Raw genomic sequence first — 16,859 nt, 5'->3', positions numbered from 1 at the left:
TTCCGATGAGAATCTCTACTAGCCATTTTTATTATAATATAACATTTTGAATTGTTGTAAAATATTGACTATTGTTATTTGCCTGATTAAAATGGAATCACAGACCGTAGTCCGAAAATATAGTCCCCGAAGAGCATTTAACTTTTTCCACACGAAAATTTAACAAAAATCATTAGCGTAAGATTTCAATGAAATATAAGAAAAGGAATGAAGCCCAAGCCCGGGAGGAGAAAAATCATGAGTTTTCAATTAACAGAAGAGCATGAGATGATGCGAAAAATGGTACGGGAATTTGCTCAAAAGGAGATTGTACCTTTTGTAAAAATAATGGAACAAAAAGATGAATTCCCCTTGGCCATTGTTCACAAAATGGGGGAGTATGGATTAATGGGAATCCCAATTCCGGAAGAGTACGGAGGTGCAGGTGCTGATTTCCTTTCTTATATCCTAACCATCCATGAGATTTCCAAAATCAGTGCTACAGTCGGAGTCATTTTATCTGTTCATACATCTGTCGGGACGAATCCAATCCTTTATTTTGGAACGAAAGAACAAAAGAAGAAATATATCCCTAAACTTGCATCAGGTCAGTATATTGGAGCTTTCGCATTGACAGAGCCGGGAGCAGGATCTGATGCTGCGAGTTTACGGACAACTGCAGTTAAAAAAGGAGATAAATATATTCTCAATGGAACGAAGGTCTTTATTACGAACGGGGGAGTGGCGGATACTTATGTGACGTTTGCTGTTACTAATCCAAAAGCTGGTTCCAATGGCATTTCAGCCTTCATCGTTGAAAAAAACACGGTCGGTTTTTCTGTCGGTAAAAAAGAAAAGAAAATGGGTTTACACGGTTCAAATACGACCGAATTAATTTTTGATCATGCGGAAATTCCCGCTGAAAACTTGTTGGGAAAAGAAGGGGAAGGCTTTAAAATCGCGATGGCGAATCTGGAGGTTGGTCGGATCGGTATTGCAGCCCAAGCTTTGGGAATTGCCGAAGCTGCCCTCCAATCTTCCATTGATTATGCAAAGCAGCGCGTTCAATTCGGCAAGCCTATCGCTGCCAATCAAGGAATATCTTTTAAGATTGCTGATATGGCTACAGAAGTAGATGCAGCGCAGCTTTTGGTTTACCGCGCAGCAGAGCTTCGAAATCGAGGGATTTCCTGTGGGAAAGAAGCGTCAATGGCAAAACGATATGCTACAGATACAGCGATGAAAACGGCGATTGAGGCGATTCAAATTTTCGGTGGATATGGGTACACTGAAGAGTATCCTGTTGAAAGGTTCTTCCGTGATGCAAAAGTCACGCAAATTTATGAAGGAACAAATGAAATTCAAAGAATTGTAATTTCAAAATATCTATTAGAAAAGTAAAATTCGCAAACATCGAAGAGAAAGCAAAGAACGATTGGCCAGACGACTACATGATGATTAAGTTTTCAGTATGAAGAACAGTTAAAAACTAATAATAAATTATTGATTAGAAAAAGGGAGATAAGATAAATTTCTTATCTCTTTTTTGCTATGTAAATAGTTTTTTACTATGATTAGAAAAGCTTGGTTGGCTATTTACCATGTACATAATAATGGCCGAAAACCCACATAATATTTACATTTAACAAGAGTAAACAAGTGAGTAGGTCGATTTTATACATAATTATAGTGGTGGTGTAAACAGATGGATGACCGTTTTAGGCAAGCTGAATTTGCGACATGGATTGGGATCATTGTAAATGGTTTATTAGCCATTATGAAAGGGGTGATTGGTTGGATTTCCGGAAGTAGAGCGTTAATCGCGGACGCAGCCCATTCTGCTTCAGATGTGGCGGGGTCGATTGCTGTTCTTGCTGGAATACGGACGGCAAAAAAACCTCCTGATGAAGACCACCCATATGGACATGGGAAAGCTGAAAATGTTGCAACGATCATAGTAGCAATTCTTTTGGTTGTTGTTGGTGTGGAAATTGCCATTTCCTCTTTTGAAGTATTTTTAGGAGAGATGCCAAGTGCACCTCGAGGCATAGCGTTAGTTGCAATTATGATTTCAATTCTTGTGAAAGAATCGTTATTTCAATACAAGTTTCGTCTCGCGAAAAAAATTAATAGTCCTGCTTTATTAGCTGAAGCATGGCACCACCGTTCAGATGCACTTTCATCGATTGCTGCTTTTGTCGGTGTTTTTGGTGCAATCATTGGTCAACAATTTAACATCGCGATTCTCGTTTATTTAGATCCATTAGCAGGGCTGTTAGTCTCATTAATCGTTATTAAAATCGGATTTTCTCTGGCGAAAGAATCAAGCTCAGTCATGTTGGAGCAAGTTCTAGCGCACGAGGAGATTCAACCTTTTATTGAAACAGTAAAAAAGGTTCAAGATGTAAAAAGGGTGGATGAATTATTAGCTAGGACACATGGACATTATATTGTGATCGATATAAAAGTGGGAGTAAATCCACACCTTACTGTTGAAGAAGGACATTTAATTTCCAAACAAGTGAAAAAAGCACTGCTAGCTAATCATAGTAATGTCAATCAGGTGTTTGTTCATATTAACCCATATTATCCGAATAATGATGAGAAGGATGATAAGGACTAGTGGGCATCCGTATACATGAGAGATAAATAATCAAGGTGAAAGCCAATTTTCACCTTGATTGCTCTTCCAACAATACGCAACTCCCCAAACCCGTCTAACAATCAATTATTATTAGCCTCTCCCTTCCTTATTTTGCTACATAGTGACCCCATAAAAAGCAATAAAAGTATTTATTATTTGGAATGATCGTAAATGATGATCATTTTAAAAAATTGTAAGCGCATTATTTGTGAATGTTTTGTGTTAATGATTGTTAAAGAAATTTTTTTTGATATATTTAAATTATGAAGAAAATTTTTTTACCAAAAGGATAACAGGTTTACAATTTTATAGTGAATTAGGAGACGATAATCATGGAAAACAGACTCTCAACAATTAAGCCCTATACTCGCGCGATTTTAAAGGCGCACCTTTGCTCTTGTGGAGTGAATTATAATGAGATGGGGAAACCTGTAATTGCGATTGCGAATTCATGGAACGAGATTGTACCTGGACACGTTCACTTACGTCAAGTGGCAGACGCTGTTAAGGAAGGGGTCATTGAAGCAGGCGGCCTACCATTAGAATTTAATACGATTGCCGTTTGTGATGGGATTGCACAAGGCCATGATGGTATGAAGTACTCTTTGCCCAGCCGGGAAACGGTTGCTGATAGTGTGGAAGTGATGATCAAAGCGCATGGAATCTTTGACGGAATGGTTGCTTTAAGTTCTTGTGATAAAATTGTGCCGGGTATGTTGATGGCTACAGCGCGCTTGAATTTACCAAGTGTGGTCGTATTAGGTGGAGTGATGCCAAATCATATCAAACCAAAAGAATCGAAGAAAGCACGTAAGCAATTTTTAGCTGGCGAATTAGATGAGAAGGGACTTGTGGAAATAACAAACAAATACTATCCAAGTGCAGGCGCATGCCCGTTCTTAGGAACTGCAAATACGATGCAAGGGTTAACCGAATCACTAGGGATGGCGATGCCAAATAGTTCTTGGATGCGCGCTTTATCTGATGAGCAGCTTGAAGCTGCTAAGGACGCTGGTCGTCAGGCAGTAGAACTTGTCCGTAAAGGAATTACACCAAAAGATATTATGACGATTGATGCCTTTAAAAATGCGATTTCTGTCCTCTTAGCAATGGGCGGCTCTTTAAACGCTTGCCTACACCTACCGGCAATTGCTCATGAATTAGGGATTGAGTTGCCGATGGATTTATTTGATGAAATTAGTCGAAACGTGCCGTTTATTGCAGGAGTTACACCAAATAATAACGAATATACAACAAATGACCTACAACGTGCCGGTGGGATTCCTGCATTGATGAAAGAGTTAGCAGACAATATTCAACTGGATGCGTTAACTGTTACGGGAAAAACGGTTGGTGAAAATATTGGACAAGCTGAAGTTCTTGACCGAGAGATTATTTTTCCGTTAAATCAACCAATCGACAAAGAAGGTGGAATTGCCGTTTTAAAAGGAAATCTTGCTTCTCAAGGAGCTCTTATCAAACAATCAGCTGTTGCGGAAAGTTTGAAAAAGTTTAGGGGGCCGGCAAAAGTGTATAACTCTGAGGAGCTCTTTCTCGATTCATTTGAGGCTGGAGAAATTGAAGAAGGAGATGCAGTTGTCATTCGCTACGAAGGCCCAAAAGGTGGTCCAGGTATGCGCGAACTCCACCGTTGTACAGAAATATTAGGGAAATACGAGCGAGTAGCTTTGATTACAGATGGTCGGTTTTCCGGTGCATCTGCAGGATTGTCGATTGGTTATTTAAGTCCAGAAGCAGCGGAAGCAGGAAATATTGCTCTAGTTGAAAATGGAGATATGATCGAAATTGATATTTATGAACGAATACTCAATTTAGAGGTATCAGATGAAGAATTGCTCGTACGTCGTGAAAAACTAGAGGCATTAAAACTAGAGGCAAGCAAATATTTGAGATTATATTCTATAAGTGCTTCATCTTCTGCATCTGGTGCTATTCGTGTATTACCAGTATAACCATTAATTTTTTGAAAAGAGGAGATTACGAATGAATTATTATGAGATAAAAAAACGTGGAGTCGTAGCTGTTATTCGAGATGCAAAACGGGATACGATTGTCCCAATTGCAAAAGCATTACAGGAAGGTGGAGTAACAGCCTTAGAAATTACAATGGAAACGCCTAAGGCGTTATCGATTATTGAGCTATTAGCCGATCAGATGGATGAGGATGTACTAGTTGGTGCAGGAACAGTATTAGATCCTGAGACTGCACGTGCAGCGATTCTGTCGGGTGCAAAATTTGTTTTTGCACCAACTGTGAATGTAGAGACAATCAAAATGACGAAACGTTACGGAATGATAAGTGTTCCAGGTGCGTTTACACCAACTGAAGTCCTTACTGCTTACGAGCATGGTGCTGATTTGATTAAAGTATTTCCAGCAAATACTGGTGGACCTGGACATTTAAAAGCCATTCGCGGACCATTGCCACATATTCCGCTTATGCCTACAGGTGGAATTGACCTTCATAATGCAGGAACTTTTATTAATGCAGGAGCAGTTGCTGTTGGAGTAGGAAGTACATTAGTAAATTGTAAAAAACCGATGAATGACCAATATTTACAAGAATTAACAGATACTGCGAAGGCATTTATTTCAGAGGTAGAGAAGGCAAGGAACAATTAATTATAGAAATTCAAGAGGTCAATCCAAGTTGTTTTTAAAACAGCAGAGAGTTGACCTCTTTTTTGATAGGAAACATAATTAGAATTGTAAAACATATGAATCTAATAATCATTTTTCGCTGCGTAAATAAAAATACATGAATCAGTTATTAGAACCCACTAAATAAAATTTTCACTTTATCTATGGTGGGAAGATCATCAATACTTGTTCTGTATCGCTTTTGGCAAAATAGTCAAAGGAGATGAAAAGAGGATGAACATTAGAAAAGCTACTTATAAAGAAACGCAAAAAATATTGGCTCACTCGTTTGATGTATTTAATGAAGCAACTGTTGGCTATGCGAAACTAAACAGGGACAAAGTACGGCAATTGGTGACCCCTTTTTTAAATGACGGTGGGTACTATCTTGTTTATGTTGAGAAAAATACAATCCAAGGTTGGGTAGGAATAGGGCAATCAATAGATGTCTATACAGATGATATGATTGGCATTATTGCTGAAATTTATGTACTCCCACGTTATCGAAAAAAAGGGATAGCAGCTAAATTATGTGAAGAAGCATTGAGTCTCTTTAAAGAAGAGGGCTACAATAAAGTACAGTTAAATGTATTTGAAGGAAACAGAGCAAAACACCTTTATAAAAAACTTGGATTTCAAGCCGTTTCCACAATAATGGAACGAAGTTTGTAAGAATTGGCTAAGGCCATTAAAACTTTATTTTATGTTTGTTCATGAGTTTCTTTTTTTCAAAAATATGAGGCTGCATACTTTTGTAGGCAGCCTTGAAGAATTTTTAGTAACGTTCACATAAAAAATAGTATATTACTGAATATGTGAACAGGGGGATACTCTCTAAATGAAAAAGAATGGCAACAGACCAATAGCGCCAAAACGGCCGAATGGATACCTTCCAAATCGTCTAGCACGCGGAAAGAATGGGCGAGGTCCCCAAAATCTCCTAGCTCCAAAAAATGGATATCCATATCCTTCTTCCTCTGTCACACGCTCAAATTCTTCGACTTCAATCCCATTTCTATCTACATTAACAATTTTACCGACCACCCATTGATCTTCCTCGTTTTTAAAACGAACCGTCTTTCCAACATACTTCTTAACCATTTGGTAATTAGCTGACATAAAAACAACTCTCCTTTCTTAGACTTGCTTTAATGTATGTACAAATGGAATGAAATGAAAGGGCATTGTCCTAAATTTAAGGAAGGAATTGTCATAATAGCAATGAAAGTCGAAAATCATTAGTAATTTTAATTAAAATAAACTCTTGTCCATAACATGAATCGAGCAATTACATATAGTATAGTAACTCGCTATGGGAGGTGTTTGTATGACTGGATTTAAGCATGGTTCCGGTTTTGCGTTAATCGTAGTATTGTTTATCCTACTTGTGATTGTAGGCTCAGCCTATCTAGGTTACTAAAATAATAAAAAAGGAGTGTATAACGAATATGTCTTGGTGCGGTTTTGGATATGCAGCCCCAGTCGCTGCTCCAGTAGGTGTAAGTCCCTTTGTGTTAATTGTCGTATTGTTTATCCTGCTCGTCATTGTAGGAGCAGCTTGGTGTTAAACTGCCCTAAAAAATTATAGCAAATAAAGATTTTGCTTTTGTTCCACAAGAGAGGGGCAAAAACAACTAAAAGGAGTTCAATCCTCTTATGTATCAGGGAGGACTGAACTCCTTTTTAAGTTCACAAAAAATTCACTTTAATAAATCCGGCGATTCCGATGAGTAGTCCGTAAATGACGGCTGGAATCAATGTTTTACGAATAATTTCTCCTTCTTTTCCGGCAAGTTCAACAACAGCACTGGCGGCAACGACATTATGGACACAAATCATATTTCCTGCAGCGGCTCCAAGAATTTGTGAAGCCAAAACAATGTTTTGATCAAGCCCGATTTGATTGGCTACATTGTATTGAATCGGAGAGAAAGTAAGGGTAGAAACGGCTGCACTACCGGTAATGAAGGCGCCGAGTTGACCAAGAAATGGTGCTACGAATATCCACATGAAACCTAAATTAACAGCAAAGGTTTGGGCGATGTATTGTGGCATGCTCATTAATTCGCTTGCGTTTAGTCCAGAGTTACTAAAAACCTGCACCATTGCTAAAGTTGCTAGTAACGCAAATGAAGTCATTTTCATCGTCCCTAACGACTCTTTCATTGCACCTGTAAACGTTTTGATTGATTTCCGTTGGATTAGAAAAGCGAAGAAAGCCGATACAGTAAGAATTGTTCCGGGAGAATATAAGAACTCCCAATTAGAACGAATCTCTTCGATCCCGAGAATACCGCGCCATGAAAAATCAATAGCTGTTAGTGCAAAATGATTTAACCACGGGACAATCCGTGTCAGAAGCAGCAATCCAACAACAACTAAGTAAGGAGACCATGCTGTTATCAATCCCATATCCGATTTTGTTCGATCCTCTTTGAATCCAGCTTGCATTGCTTCCTTCCACTCGGTCTTAGGTAACAACCAGCCCTTTCTTGCGGTGACCGTTGCAAATAGCAATATGGTAAGGGAAGCTAAAATCGAGACAAATTCATGTCCAAAAAAGGTTGCATAGAGAAAGGCCGAGCTAGTATAAAGGATTCCAATTACCAAAGTCCATGGAAGCATTGGTAATGCGTCTTTGAACCTTTTGTTCTTTCCAAAGAAACTAGTTAGAATACCAATTAATATAAAAGGAAGAAATGTTCCGGCAAATAAATCGAGAAACGTGATCTGATAGGCAATTTCATCATAAAAAGGGATACTGGCTCCTGGAATATTACTCAATCCTACGGCAACAGGAGTTCCAACAGCCCCAAAGGGAACGGCGGTGCTATCAGCAATCAAAGCAATTGTTGCTGCAGCTATCGGTGTGAAACCTAAAGCAATCATTAGAGGCCCTGTAACCATTGCTGGAGTTCCGAATCCTGCAGCGCCTTCAATAAGTGATCCAAATAAGAAAGCAACAATAACCGCTTGAACACGCATATCGGCAGAGATAAATTGAAAACCTTGATTAATTCTCGTAATCGCACCTGTGTTGCGAAGGGTATTTAACAAAATTAAGGCACCAAATAAAATCCATAGAATCGTTAGTGTTTTATGAGCCCCTTGTAATATTGAAGCTAAAATGACTTGGCCTTCCATTCCCCAAGTGAAAAACGCTAAAACAATAACGACTATTGCACTAACTGTCATTCCTTTAGCTGCAGGCATTTTTAAAATTACTAACATAAGAAAAGGAACAATAATAGCACTTAAGGCAATAAGTAGTAACATGACAATCACTCTCACAAAGTTATTTAGGACATAACATTATGATGTGAATTGTTAAAAGAAGTTATACGAGGTTTCTCTTTAACTTATTATTAAGCTGATTCAAGTAATTCTTTTGCTTTGATTACAGCAACCCAATATTGAATGGGTGATACAAACGTTTGAAGATGTTTTAAGGAATGATTATTTGAGAGTGCAAATGATAATAGATAAATAGATTTATAATTTAAGTCATTCACAAATAAATCTAAAAGCGTCGCTTTCATGTTCATGATGTCTTCGTAATCATCTGTCACTGATAGGAATAAATCTAAATGCGGTAAAAATTTTTCAAGTGGTGCTATCGCTTGTTGAAGCTCCTTTACAGAATCACAATTATTCGCTATAACATTGAGACTTGTTACAAATTGATTATATTCAACACTAGAAGCTCTTTTTATTTTTTCAGATAAAATTTCGGTTAAGATTGAGGTTGGCAAGTTGTTCACTATTATTACACCCTTTCCACTATTTATATAATAATTATATTGCTAACAACATAAACATTCAAATAATAAAGAAAAATAGGTGGAAGTTTTTTAAAAATCAAAACCTTTTAATTAAATCCTAATTTAAAAATATTCCCTTGACGTTTTCCTTATATTCACGTTAAAATATGTCTAAATAGTGAACAGAGTTATCTATTAGTGACAACTTTCGCTAATTTATTTTTAGAAAAACTTAAAAAGCATTGATTGCCATAAAAGGCGTTTAAGAAAATTAACGACTGAAAAGGGGTTTGGGCTATGAAATTAGTAACTTTTAGCAGCAATGGGTTTTCACGTATTGGAGTAGTAACAGACAATGAAGTGGTAGATTTAAATTATGGATACCAAGCTCTTCTCGAGAGCCAAGGGAAACTTCGTGCTGAATTAATCGCAGAAGCGTATGTTCCAGCAAATATGGAAGGGTTTTTACAGGGAGGAAATGAAAGCCTTTCTATAGCTAAGGAAGTTTGTGATTTTGCTTTAAATAACCGTGATTCTTTTAAGCATCCTCTTGTTCATCGCTTTGCAGATGTGAAGATTGAAGCACCTGTCACAAAGCCAGGGAAAATTATCTGTGTTGGCCATAACTACCGTGAGCATATTGCTGAAATGGGGCGTGAAATCCCTAAATACCCAGTTGTTTTTGCTAAATTCGCCAACACAATAACTGGACCGCAAGATGATATTCCGTATTATCCAATTTCTGAACAATTAGACTATGAGGCAGAATTTGCGTTTGTAGTTGGAAAACGTGCACGCAATGTATCTAAAGAGGATGCAATTGATTATGTAGCAGGCTATACAATTGCAAACGATGTCACTTACCGTGATATTCAACGTCGTACACTTCAATGGATGCAAGGGAAAGCGGTTGAAGGAAGTCTTCCATTAGGACCATGGTTGGTAACGCCTGATGAATTAACAGATCCATCTGCGAACGGTCTTGGGATGCGCTTAACAGTCAACGGGGAAGTACGTCAAAATACGAATACTGAGAATTTTGTCTTTGATGTGAAATATCTTGTTGAATTCTTATCGAATCTTATGACTCTTGAACCAGGTGATTTAATTCTTACAGGTACTCCAGGTGGAGTAGGCTTTGCAATGGATCCACAATCTTTCTTGAAAGATGGAGATGTTGTAAAAATTGAAATCGATCAAATCGGAACATTGGAAAACAAGGTTTCACGTTTAGAAGAGAAGTAATCTTCGCGAATACGGAAAATGTTTGATACAAAGGGGGAGCAAACATGGGTGAGAAACACGCTTATTTACAAGATCAAGATGTAAAGGATTTTACGAGGGAAATTCAAGAACATAATCTTGGACCACTTTGGGAAGCGATTCCAACCTTGATGAACAAAACTCCGCAGCCACAAGCAGTTCCTTATCTTTGGTCGGATGAATTATTAACAAAGAAATTGTATGAAGCGGCTGAAATTTTCACACCGGATCGTGGGGGTGAACGACGAGCCATTTATTTCCAAAATCCAGGTTTAACTTATCGTCAACCATGGGGATGGGCTTCTACAACGCAAAGTTTATATGCGGCAGTGCAGCTATTATTGCCTGGGGAGGTAGCTCCTTCACATCGCCACACTCAAAATGCACTTCGTTTTATTACCGAAGGGGAAGGTGCTTACACAATTGTTGAAGGCGAAAGAATTTTCATGCAAGAAGGAGATTTTTTAATCACTCCACGAACACTTTGGCACGGACACGGCCATGTTGGTGAAAAGCCGATGATTTGGATGGATGCTCTTGATATCCCGACAATCTATGCAATTGGCGGAACATTCTTTGAACCATATCCTGATAAAATTGAAACACCAACCCGCCCGGATAATTTTTCTGAACAACGCTATAGCGGGGGGATGGTTCGTCCGATTAACGATCGATACTCTAAGTTAGCTCCGCTTGCAAACTATAAATGGAAAAAGACGGAAGAGGCAATTTTAGGATTACAGAAATTTGATCCAGATCCCCATGATGGGTATGCAGTTGAATATATTAATCCATCAAATGGTGAAACGGCGAATCCAACGATGGGTGCGTGGATGCAAAAACTACCGAAAGGCTTCCATTCAAAAGCTCATCGACATACGCATTCGACGATTTATCAGGTGCATCAAGGTTCAGGTTACACAGTGGTGAACGGTGAACGTTTTGATTGGAAAAAAGGAGATTATTTCTGTATTCCAAACTGGGCATGGCATGAGCATGTAGCTTCTGAAGATTCTTATTTATTCTCAGTTAATGACTTGCCAATCATGGAGAAATTTGATCTAGAACAATCACAAAGCTTAGATACGAACAATGGTTTCCAAGAAGTAAAAAGCGAATTTAAAGCGTATCGTTAAAAAGTTAAAAAGCAAGGGAGACGGAATATAATGATCCGTCTCCTACAATATCAAATCTATTATGAAAGCGCTCTATATTAGTAGTTAAATGTTATATTCACATCAAGAGGAGGAATTAGAGTGGGGAATTCAAAAGAATATCCAACGATTGTAGTCGGTGGGGGAATTGGCGGTTTAGCAACGGCTCTCGGAATAGCTGAAACAAAAAAATACGTAAAAGTATTAGAACAAGCACCAGAGTTTGGTGAAGTTGGTGCGGGCATACAGTTAGCTGCAAATGCGACAAATGTATTACAACGTTTTGGTGTTATGGATAAAATTAACGAAATTGCTGTTTTTCCGAAAAGATTAGTTTTAATGGATGCATTCTCTGGGGAAGAGCTTTCAGCCTTAGACCTTGGTGATGTCTATAAAGAAAGATATGGTGCACCATATGTTGTGCTCCATCGTAGTGATCTTCATCGTGTCCTCCTTGAGGCTTGCCAAGAAAATCCATTTATAGAATTGGTTACAAACCAACGAATTGTAACAATAGCAGAAGAAAATGATGGGGTAACTGTAAAAGCTGAAAACGGAGCAGTGCACACCGGAAATGCTTTAGTAGGTGCTGATGGCATTTGGTCAAATGTCCGTAAGCTTTTCAGCGATGACGACGCTGTATGTTCAGGATATGTTGCTTACCGTGGCGCGATCCCAATTGAGGAAGTAAAAGCTTCAGTTAATAGTATGGATGATGTCTACATGTGGATTGGTCCAGACTTACACCTTGTTCAGTACCCTGTTCGTAAAGGGGAGCTATACAATCAGGTTGTAGTGTTTAAAAGTAAAAGTTATACTAAGGAAATTGAACATACTGAGAATTGGGGAACTCCTCAAGAAATGGATGAAGTGTTTGCAGGGACATGTGACCTTGTCCAAAAAGCGATTTCATTCATCTCTCGTCAACGCCGCTGGCCAATGTATGACCGTGTTCCGATTGAGAATTGGACAAAAGGGAAAATCACATTAATTGGAGATGCAGCTCATCCTATGCTTCAATATTTGGCACAAGGTGCTTGTCAGGCACTTGAAGATGCTGGGTATTTAGCGAATATGTTGCATGAACATGGTGATGATGTCGAACAAGCACTTTTAGAATATCAAAAAGAACGTATTCCACGTACTGCTCACGTTCAAGGATCAGCAAGAACATGGGGAGAGATTATTCATAATACAACTCACGAAGGCATTCTTTTACGCGATATCATCTTGAAAAAACGTACATCTCAAAATTTCGAATTTGTCGATCAGTTTCATGGATATAATAAAAGTTTAATAAAGGCATAAATTTTTATTTTAATAGAAATTGCATTTGCAGTTTTAAATACCCGTGCTGCCAAGAACGTGCTTGGCAGTACGGGATTTTAAGATTGGCGCCGTTGCTGTGTATTATCGCAGATTAACTGGCAGTAATACCCCCACTTAAACACTTCAAGTCCACACTAGTGAAGGATAAGTGGGGGATAAACTGCCAGTAAATGCCCGATTGGCTCAACTAACCATCAGTGGGGGATGAAGAAAACCCCCTCTGATGGAAGTTTCGCTTTATTTATAGGCGACGGTAATTAAAGCTTGTGAATCAATCGTGAAAGGGTCTTTTTTATAATTTCCATAAACATCAATCTTTTGAAACCCTGCATTTTCCAGCTTGTTTATTAACTGTTCAGAAGTCAACGGATATAAAGGTACAGTGTTTTCAAATAACTCGTTTTTTGTTTTCACAATCGTCTTAAAAAGGATTCTATCTTTGTCCTTTTTATATTTTCTTGTAAAAGTAAAATTCTCTTTTATTATATCCGGAAAGGCGAAATTGTCATTTGCCAAAACTTTATCATAATTGACTAGTTGAACGATAAACCTTCCATTCACTTGTAAATTTTGATAACAATTACCTAAAAATTTTTCAACTGCATTTAAAGTCTGCAAATGGGCAAGTGTATTTCCGATACAATACATCCCATCAAATGTGCCCCGTAACTCATCGATTTGTTCCATTGATAACGTCGAGACTGCCACTGAAAGCCCTTTTAAGCCAGCTTTTAGTCGAATCTCTTCCGACATCGTCTCTTCGGGTTCAATTGCTGTAACATTTGCACCATGTTCCCCAAGAGCAATTGCCATACTTCCTGTTCCGGCACCAATATCTAAAATGGATTGCTCTTTAAGAAAATATGTGGATAAAAAGGAAAATGCCTGCTGATTTAATGGGAATATTTCATCGTAATATGGGGTTAGAACCTGATAAAATGACATCTGTTTGTCTCCTTTCTCGTGTTGCTACGTCTTTTTCTGTGAAAATAAAAGTCCCTCGGGTTTCCTGTATATCATTGATCAAAGTAGGAAACCCTATAAATAACTTAAAAAAGCCAATAAGAAAGCAGAGGTACCTGTTGGAGGGTAACTTTGAATATTTCTATTTGGTTTTGGTTATACTAATTAGCTTGCATTTCTTTAAATGGCTCCTTGTTTATAAGCATGGAGTAAATAATTCGAAGCATTCGGTGCGATAGTGCAACGAGTGCTTTTTTCTTTCCTCTTCTTGCAGCTATTGACCAGTATTTCGTTGCTAACCATCTATTCCTACACCTAGAAACAGCCCACGCAGCCTCGCACATTGCCGATTTAATATGAGGATTTCCCTTTACAGTCTTGGTGCTATACCGTTTACCTGCACTTTCTTTATTACCTGGCGAAACACCAGCCCAGGAAGCTAAGTGTTGAGAAGTAGGAAATTGACTCATATCTACACCAATCTCGGCAATGATAATTGCTGCAGTATCCTTCTTTATTCCTGGTATCGTTGTAAGTAACTGGAGTTCCTCTTGATAGTTTTGTAATAAGGTATCGACTCGCTCCTCAATTTCTTTGATAAGCTTTTCTAAGTATTCAATGTGCGACCAGGATTGACGAATTAGGAAACGCTGATGATCATTAAGTGTGCCATACAAAGAATCCGTAATCATCTGTTTTTTCGGCGCCATTCTGCCGTGTATTCTTTCTTCTACATCGGAAGCGTCCACATAACCCTGTTCTACAAGTCGTTCAAGTAGTTTTCTCCCCGAAACGCCAAAAACATCAGAAATGACCGTGCTCAATTTTACGTTCGAACACTCTAATACCTTTTGAATCCGATTCTTTTCAGATGTTAAGTGACCAATCCATTTCTTCCTGAGTCTAGTTAAATCCCGAAGTTCTCTAATATCAACTGGTGGAACAAAACTCTTTTCGATTAATCCATGTCGTAATAATTTAGCAATCCATTCTGCATCAGATACATCTGTTTTCCTTCCTGGTACATTTTTAATTCGTTGCGCATTTGCCAGTGTAATATCAAAGAATCCTTCTAAAATATTGTATACAGGCTTCCAATATACCCCAGTGCTTTCCATTGCAATATGGGAAACACCATGGTTTTCAAGCCATTTTAAGAGACGATATAAATCCTTTGTTAAGGTAGGAAATGTCTCTGTCTCTTTGATTAACTCTTCATTCTGACTTCCAGTTATAACGCAAGCAACTATTGTTTCAGAATGAACATCTAAACCAGCGCATCGTTCAATAAAAACTTCCATAAAACTTCTCCTTTAAAGTAGGATCACAAACAGTGAGTGAGATTGAATCTAAGCATTTTTCTGTACGTAGTCATCCTTCCAAAAGGAAAGAGCTAACAAAGGGTTGAACACCAAGCTCACTCAAACAGTTTTTTGTACAGGGTCGAGCCACCAAAAAAGACCACGTTTTACTAACTGTTTGCGTCACTAACATTATGGGCTGAGGAGATTAATTTTCATGCATGGGTTGGGAGCGAAAGCTCATGTGAGTTTTTTGGGGGAAGCAACATTATGAGCACTAATAGTAAATTGTACATAACAAATAATAGCATTTGCAATATAAAAGTTTATATGAATGACATTCGTTTTGCTGACATTTTTACCGCTTTGTATGTAAGGAAAGTAGAATTTATTACTGAATTAAGGGGATAAATATGATAATATAAACAATTGAGATGAATTGAAATAATCAATGGAGGACAGCTATGAAGGAGACGAAATTTTGCAGGGAGTCATTTGTTGTGAAAACAAGTATTGTGCAGCCCCCGGATACGAATGGTCATCGAACGCTATTCGGTGGAAAATTAATGACGTATATTGATGATGTAGGGGCTATTTCTGCGATGAGGCATAGTCGAAAGCTTGTCGTCACTGCTTCCACAGATTCAGTCGATTTTTTACATCCGATTTATGAAGGAAATTCAGTTTGTTTAGAATCCTATGTTACATATACAGGAAGAACATCGATGGAGATTTTTGTGAAGGTCATTGCTGAAGATCTAATCACTGGTAATCGAAATGTATGCGCTATTTCGTTTCTGTCAATGGTTGCACTTGATGACAATGGGCAGCCAACTCCTGTACCGGCTGTTATTCCTGAAACGGAAGAAGAAAAAAACTTATATGAAACAGCTAAAGACCGAGCGGAAATTCGTAAAAAAAGACGGAAAGACAGTGAAAAACGTGCGCTCAAATATGGAACCGATTTACCATGGGAAAGGTTGCTTCATAACAAGAGTTAATTCATCCTTTAACAGGAACAGATTACCGAGAATTGGGCATTGCACATACTGTAAAAAGATAATGATTTTTATGAAAAATCTACTATCTGTTTAATCAATAGCTGTTTTTCACCATAGTATGTTATAAAGAGGTCCTTTTAGAAACATAAAAGTGGTGGAGAAACCATATACTCCTGCTTAAAATGAATCTTCAATCTTAAGGGATTATATTCGAAGAAGAATTTTGTTGGTGATATAATAAAAAATGCAATATGAGGAGGGGATTGCTTGCTAAGCGAGAAGCTAGTGAAGGAAATGAACGGCCAAATGAATTATGAATTATATTCAGCACATGCATATCTAGCTATGGCTGCATACTGTTCTTCTGAAAATTTAGATGGGTTTGCTAACTTTTTTTTAGTACAGGCAGAGGAAGAACGCTTCCATGCAATGAAATTTTATCATTTTTTAAACGATGTCGGGGCGAGGATAACGGTGGAGGGTTTTCCAACTGTTAATAATGACTTTGAATCGGTTTTAGATGTGTTTAAAAAAGGTTTTTCTCATGAGAAAGAGGTAACGAGTCGAATCTATAAACTAGCAGATATTGCATTGGATGAACGGGAGCATGCAACAATTTCGTTTTTAAAATGGTTCATCGAAGAACAGGTTGAAGAAGAGGCTTTATTTGATAACCTGATACAAAAGTTAAAACGAATTGAAAATGATAGTACGGCAGTCTTTATGCTTGATAATGAACTATCGCAACGAACATTTACACCAGATGGTCAGTAAATTTGTAACGACCGCAAATAGTAAAAATA

At 38.0% G+C, this 16,859-nt stretch carries 17 protein-coding genes; 12 read left to right on the top strand and 5 right to left on the bottom strand.

Annotated features, from left to right (window positions below):
* Positions 1-237 precede the first annotated feature (237 nt).
* From GNT69_RS11620 to GNT69_RS11600, 5 genes are all read left to right on the top strand, one after another.
* Complete coding sequence (locus GNT69_RS11620; protein WP_203555144.1) at positions 238-1,380, top strand: acyl-CoA dehydrogenase; 1,143 nt, start codon at positions 238-240, stop codon at positions 1,378-1,380.
* Between the two features lie 304 nt (positions 1,381-1,684).
* Positions 1,685-2,602, top strand: coding sequence for a cation diffusion facilitator family transporter (locus GNT69_RS11615; protein ID WP_203555143.1), 918 nt, complete (start codon positions 1,685-1,687; stop codon positions 2,600-2,602).
* Positions 2,603-2,955: 353 nt separating this feature from the next.
* On the top strand, positions 2,956-4,596 hold the full coding sequence (gene ilvD / locus GNT69_RS11610) for a dihydroxy-acid dehydratase (RefSeq protein ID WP_203555142.1): 1,641 nt from the start codon (positions 2,956-2,958) through the stop codon (positions 4,594-4,596).
* A gap of 31 nt (positions 4,597-4,627) precedes the next feature.
* Complete coding sequence (locus tag GNT69_RS11605) at positions 4,628-5,266, top strand: bifunctional 4-hydroxy-2-oxoglutarate aldolase/2-dehydro-3-deoxy-phosphogluconate aldolase (protein ID WP_203555141.1); 639 nt, start codon at positions 4,628-4,630, stop codon at positions 5,264-5,266.
* A gap of 252 nt (positions 5,267-5,518) precedes the next feature.
* Positions 5,519-5,956: a GNAT family N-acetyltransferase gene (locus GNT69_RS11600; protein ID WP_203555140.1), complete on the top strand. Its 438-nt coding sequence runs from the start codon at positions 5,519-5,521 to the stop codon at positions 5,954-5,956.
* Between the two features lie 162 nt (positions 5,957-6,118).
* Here the strand turns inward: GNT69_RS11600 and GNT69_RS11595 are convergent, their stop codons facing one another.
* Complete coding sequence (locus tag GNT69_RS11595) at positions 6,119-6,403, bottom strand: hypothetical protein (RefSeq protein WP_203555139.1); 285 nt, start codon at positions 6,401-6,403, stop codon at positions 6,119-6,121.
* Positions 6,404-6,596: 193 nt separating this feature from the next.
* Here GNT69_RS11595 and GNT69_RS11590 point away from each other — a divergent pair, with 193 nt between their 5' ends.
* Together GNT69_RS11590 and GNT69_RS11585 are read left to right on the top strand one after the other, a co-directional pair.
* Positions 6,597-6,704: a YjcZ family sporulation protein gene (locus tag GNT69_RS11590; protein ID WP_203555138.1), complete on the top strand. Its 108-nt coding sequence runs from the start codon at positions 6,597-6,599 to the stop codon at positions 6,702-6,704.
* A gap of 28 nt (positions 6,705-6,732) precedes the next feature.
* A complete protein-coding gene (locus tag GNT69_RS11585) occupies positions 6,733-6,852 on the top strand; it encodes a YjcZ family sporulation protein (protein ID WP_203555137.1) in 120 nt (39 codons plus the stop codon).
* 121 nt (positions 6,853-6,973) lie between these two features.
* Here GNT69_RS11585 and GNT69_RS11580 read toward each other — a convergent pair whose 3' ends face one another.
* Positions 6,974-8,560: an L-lactate permease gene (locus GNT69_RS11580; RefSeq protein WP_203555136.1), complete on the bottom strand. Its 1,587-nt coding sequence runs from the start codon at positions 8,558-8,560 to the stop codon at positions 6,974-6,976.
* Between the two features lie 89 nt (positions 8,561-8,649).
* The gene (locus GNT69_RS11575; RefSeq protein ID WP_203555135.1) at positions 8,650-9,045 is read right to left on the bottom strand and encodes a hypothetical protein; all 396 of its coding nucleotides are present in this window, start codon (positions 9,043-9,045) and stop codon (positions 8,650-8,652) included.
* A gap of 297 nt (positions 9,046-9,342) precedes the next feature.
* Between GNT69_RS11575 and GNT69_RS11570 the strand changes: the two genes are divergently transcribed.
* From GNT69_RS11570 to GNT69_RS11560, 3 genes are all read left to right on the top strand, one after another.
* Positions 9,343-10,290 carry a fumarylacetoacetate hydrolase family protein gene (locus GNT69_RS11570; protein ID WP_203555134.1) on the top strand — a complete coding sequence of 316 codons (948 nt, stop codon included), beginning with the start codon at positions 9,343-9,345 and terminating at the stop codon, positions 10,288-10,290.
* Between the two features lie 44 nt (positions 10,291-10,334).
* Positions 10,335-11,444 (top strand): cupin domain-containing protein, encoded by a 1,110-nt coding sequence (locus GNT69_RS11565; RefSeq protein ID WP_203555133.1) that lies wholly within the window; start codon positions 10,335-10,337, stop codon positions 11,442-11,444.
* A gap of 120 nt (positions 11,445-11,564) precedes the next feature.
* Complete coding sequence (locus tag GNT69_RS11560) at positions 11,565-12,770, top strand: FAD-dependent monooxygenase (RefSeq protein WP_203555132.1); 1,206 nt, start codon at positions 11,565-11,567, stop codon at positions 12,768-12,770.
* 258 nt (positions 12,771-13,028) lie between these two features.
* Here the strand turns inward: GNT69_RS11560 and GNT69_RS11555 are convergent, their stop codons facing one another.
* The gene (locus tag GNT69_RS11555) at positions 13,029-13,736 is read right to left on the bottom strand and encodes a class I SAM-dependent methyltransferase (protein WP_203555131.1); all 708 of its coding nucleotides are present in this window, start codon (positions 13,734-13,736) and stop codon (positions 13,029-13,031) included.
* 179 nt (positions 13,737-13,915) lie between these two features.
* Positions 13,916-15,055 (bottom strand): IS110 family RNA-guided transposase, encoded by a 1,140-nt coding sequence (locus GNT69_RS11550; protein ID WP_203555130.1) that lies wholly within the window; start codon positions 15,053-15,055, stop codon positions 13,916-13,918.
* Positions 15,056-15,519: 464 nt separating this feature from the next.
* Between GNT69_RS11550 and GNT69_RS11545 the strand changes: the two genes are divergently transcribed.
* Both GNT69_RS11545 and GNT69_RS11540 read left to right on the top strand, forming a co-directional pair.
* Positions 15,520-16,056: an acyl-CoA thioesterase gene (locus tag GNT69_RS11545; RefSeq protein WP_203555129.1), complete on the top strand. Its 537-nt coding sequence runs from the start codon at positions 15,520-15,522 to the stop codon at positions 16,054-16,056.
* A gap of 267 nt (positions 16,057-16,323) precedes the next feature.
* Positions 16,324-16,830 carry a ferritin gene (locus tag GNT69_RS11540; RefSeq protein WP_203555128.1) on the top strand — a complete coding sequence of 169 codons (507 nt, stop codon included), beginning with the start codon at positions 16,324-16,326 and terminating at the stop codon, positions 16,828-16,830.
* The last annotated feature ends 29 nt before the right edge of the window (positions 16,831-16,859 follow it).

Origin of the sequence: Bacillus sp. B15-48 (assembly GCF_016879755.1) — a bacterium.
Taxonomy (GTDB): Bacteria; Bacillota; Bacilli; order Bacillales; family Cytobacillaceae; genus Mesobacillus_B.
The sequence above is the reverse complement of the archived record's forward strand: the minus strand, read 5'-3'. Positions and strand labels throughout refer to the sequence as shown.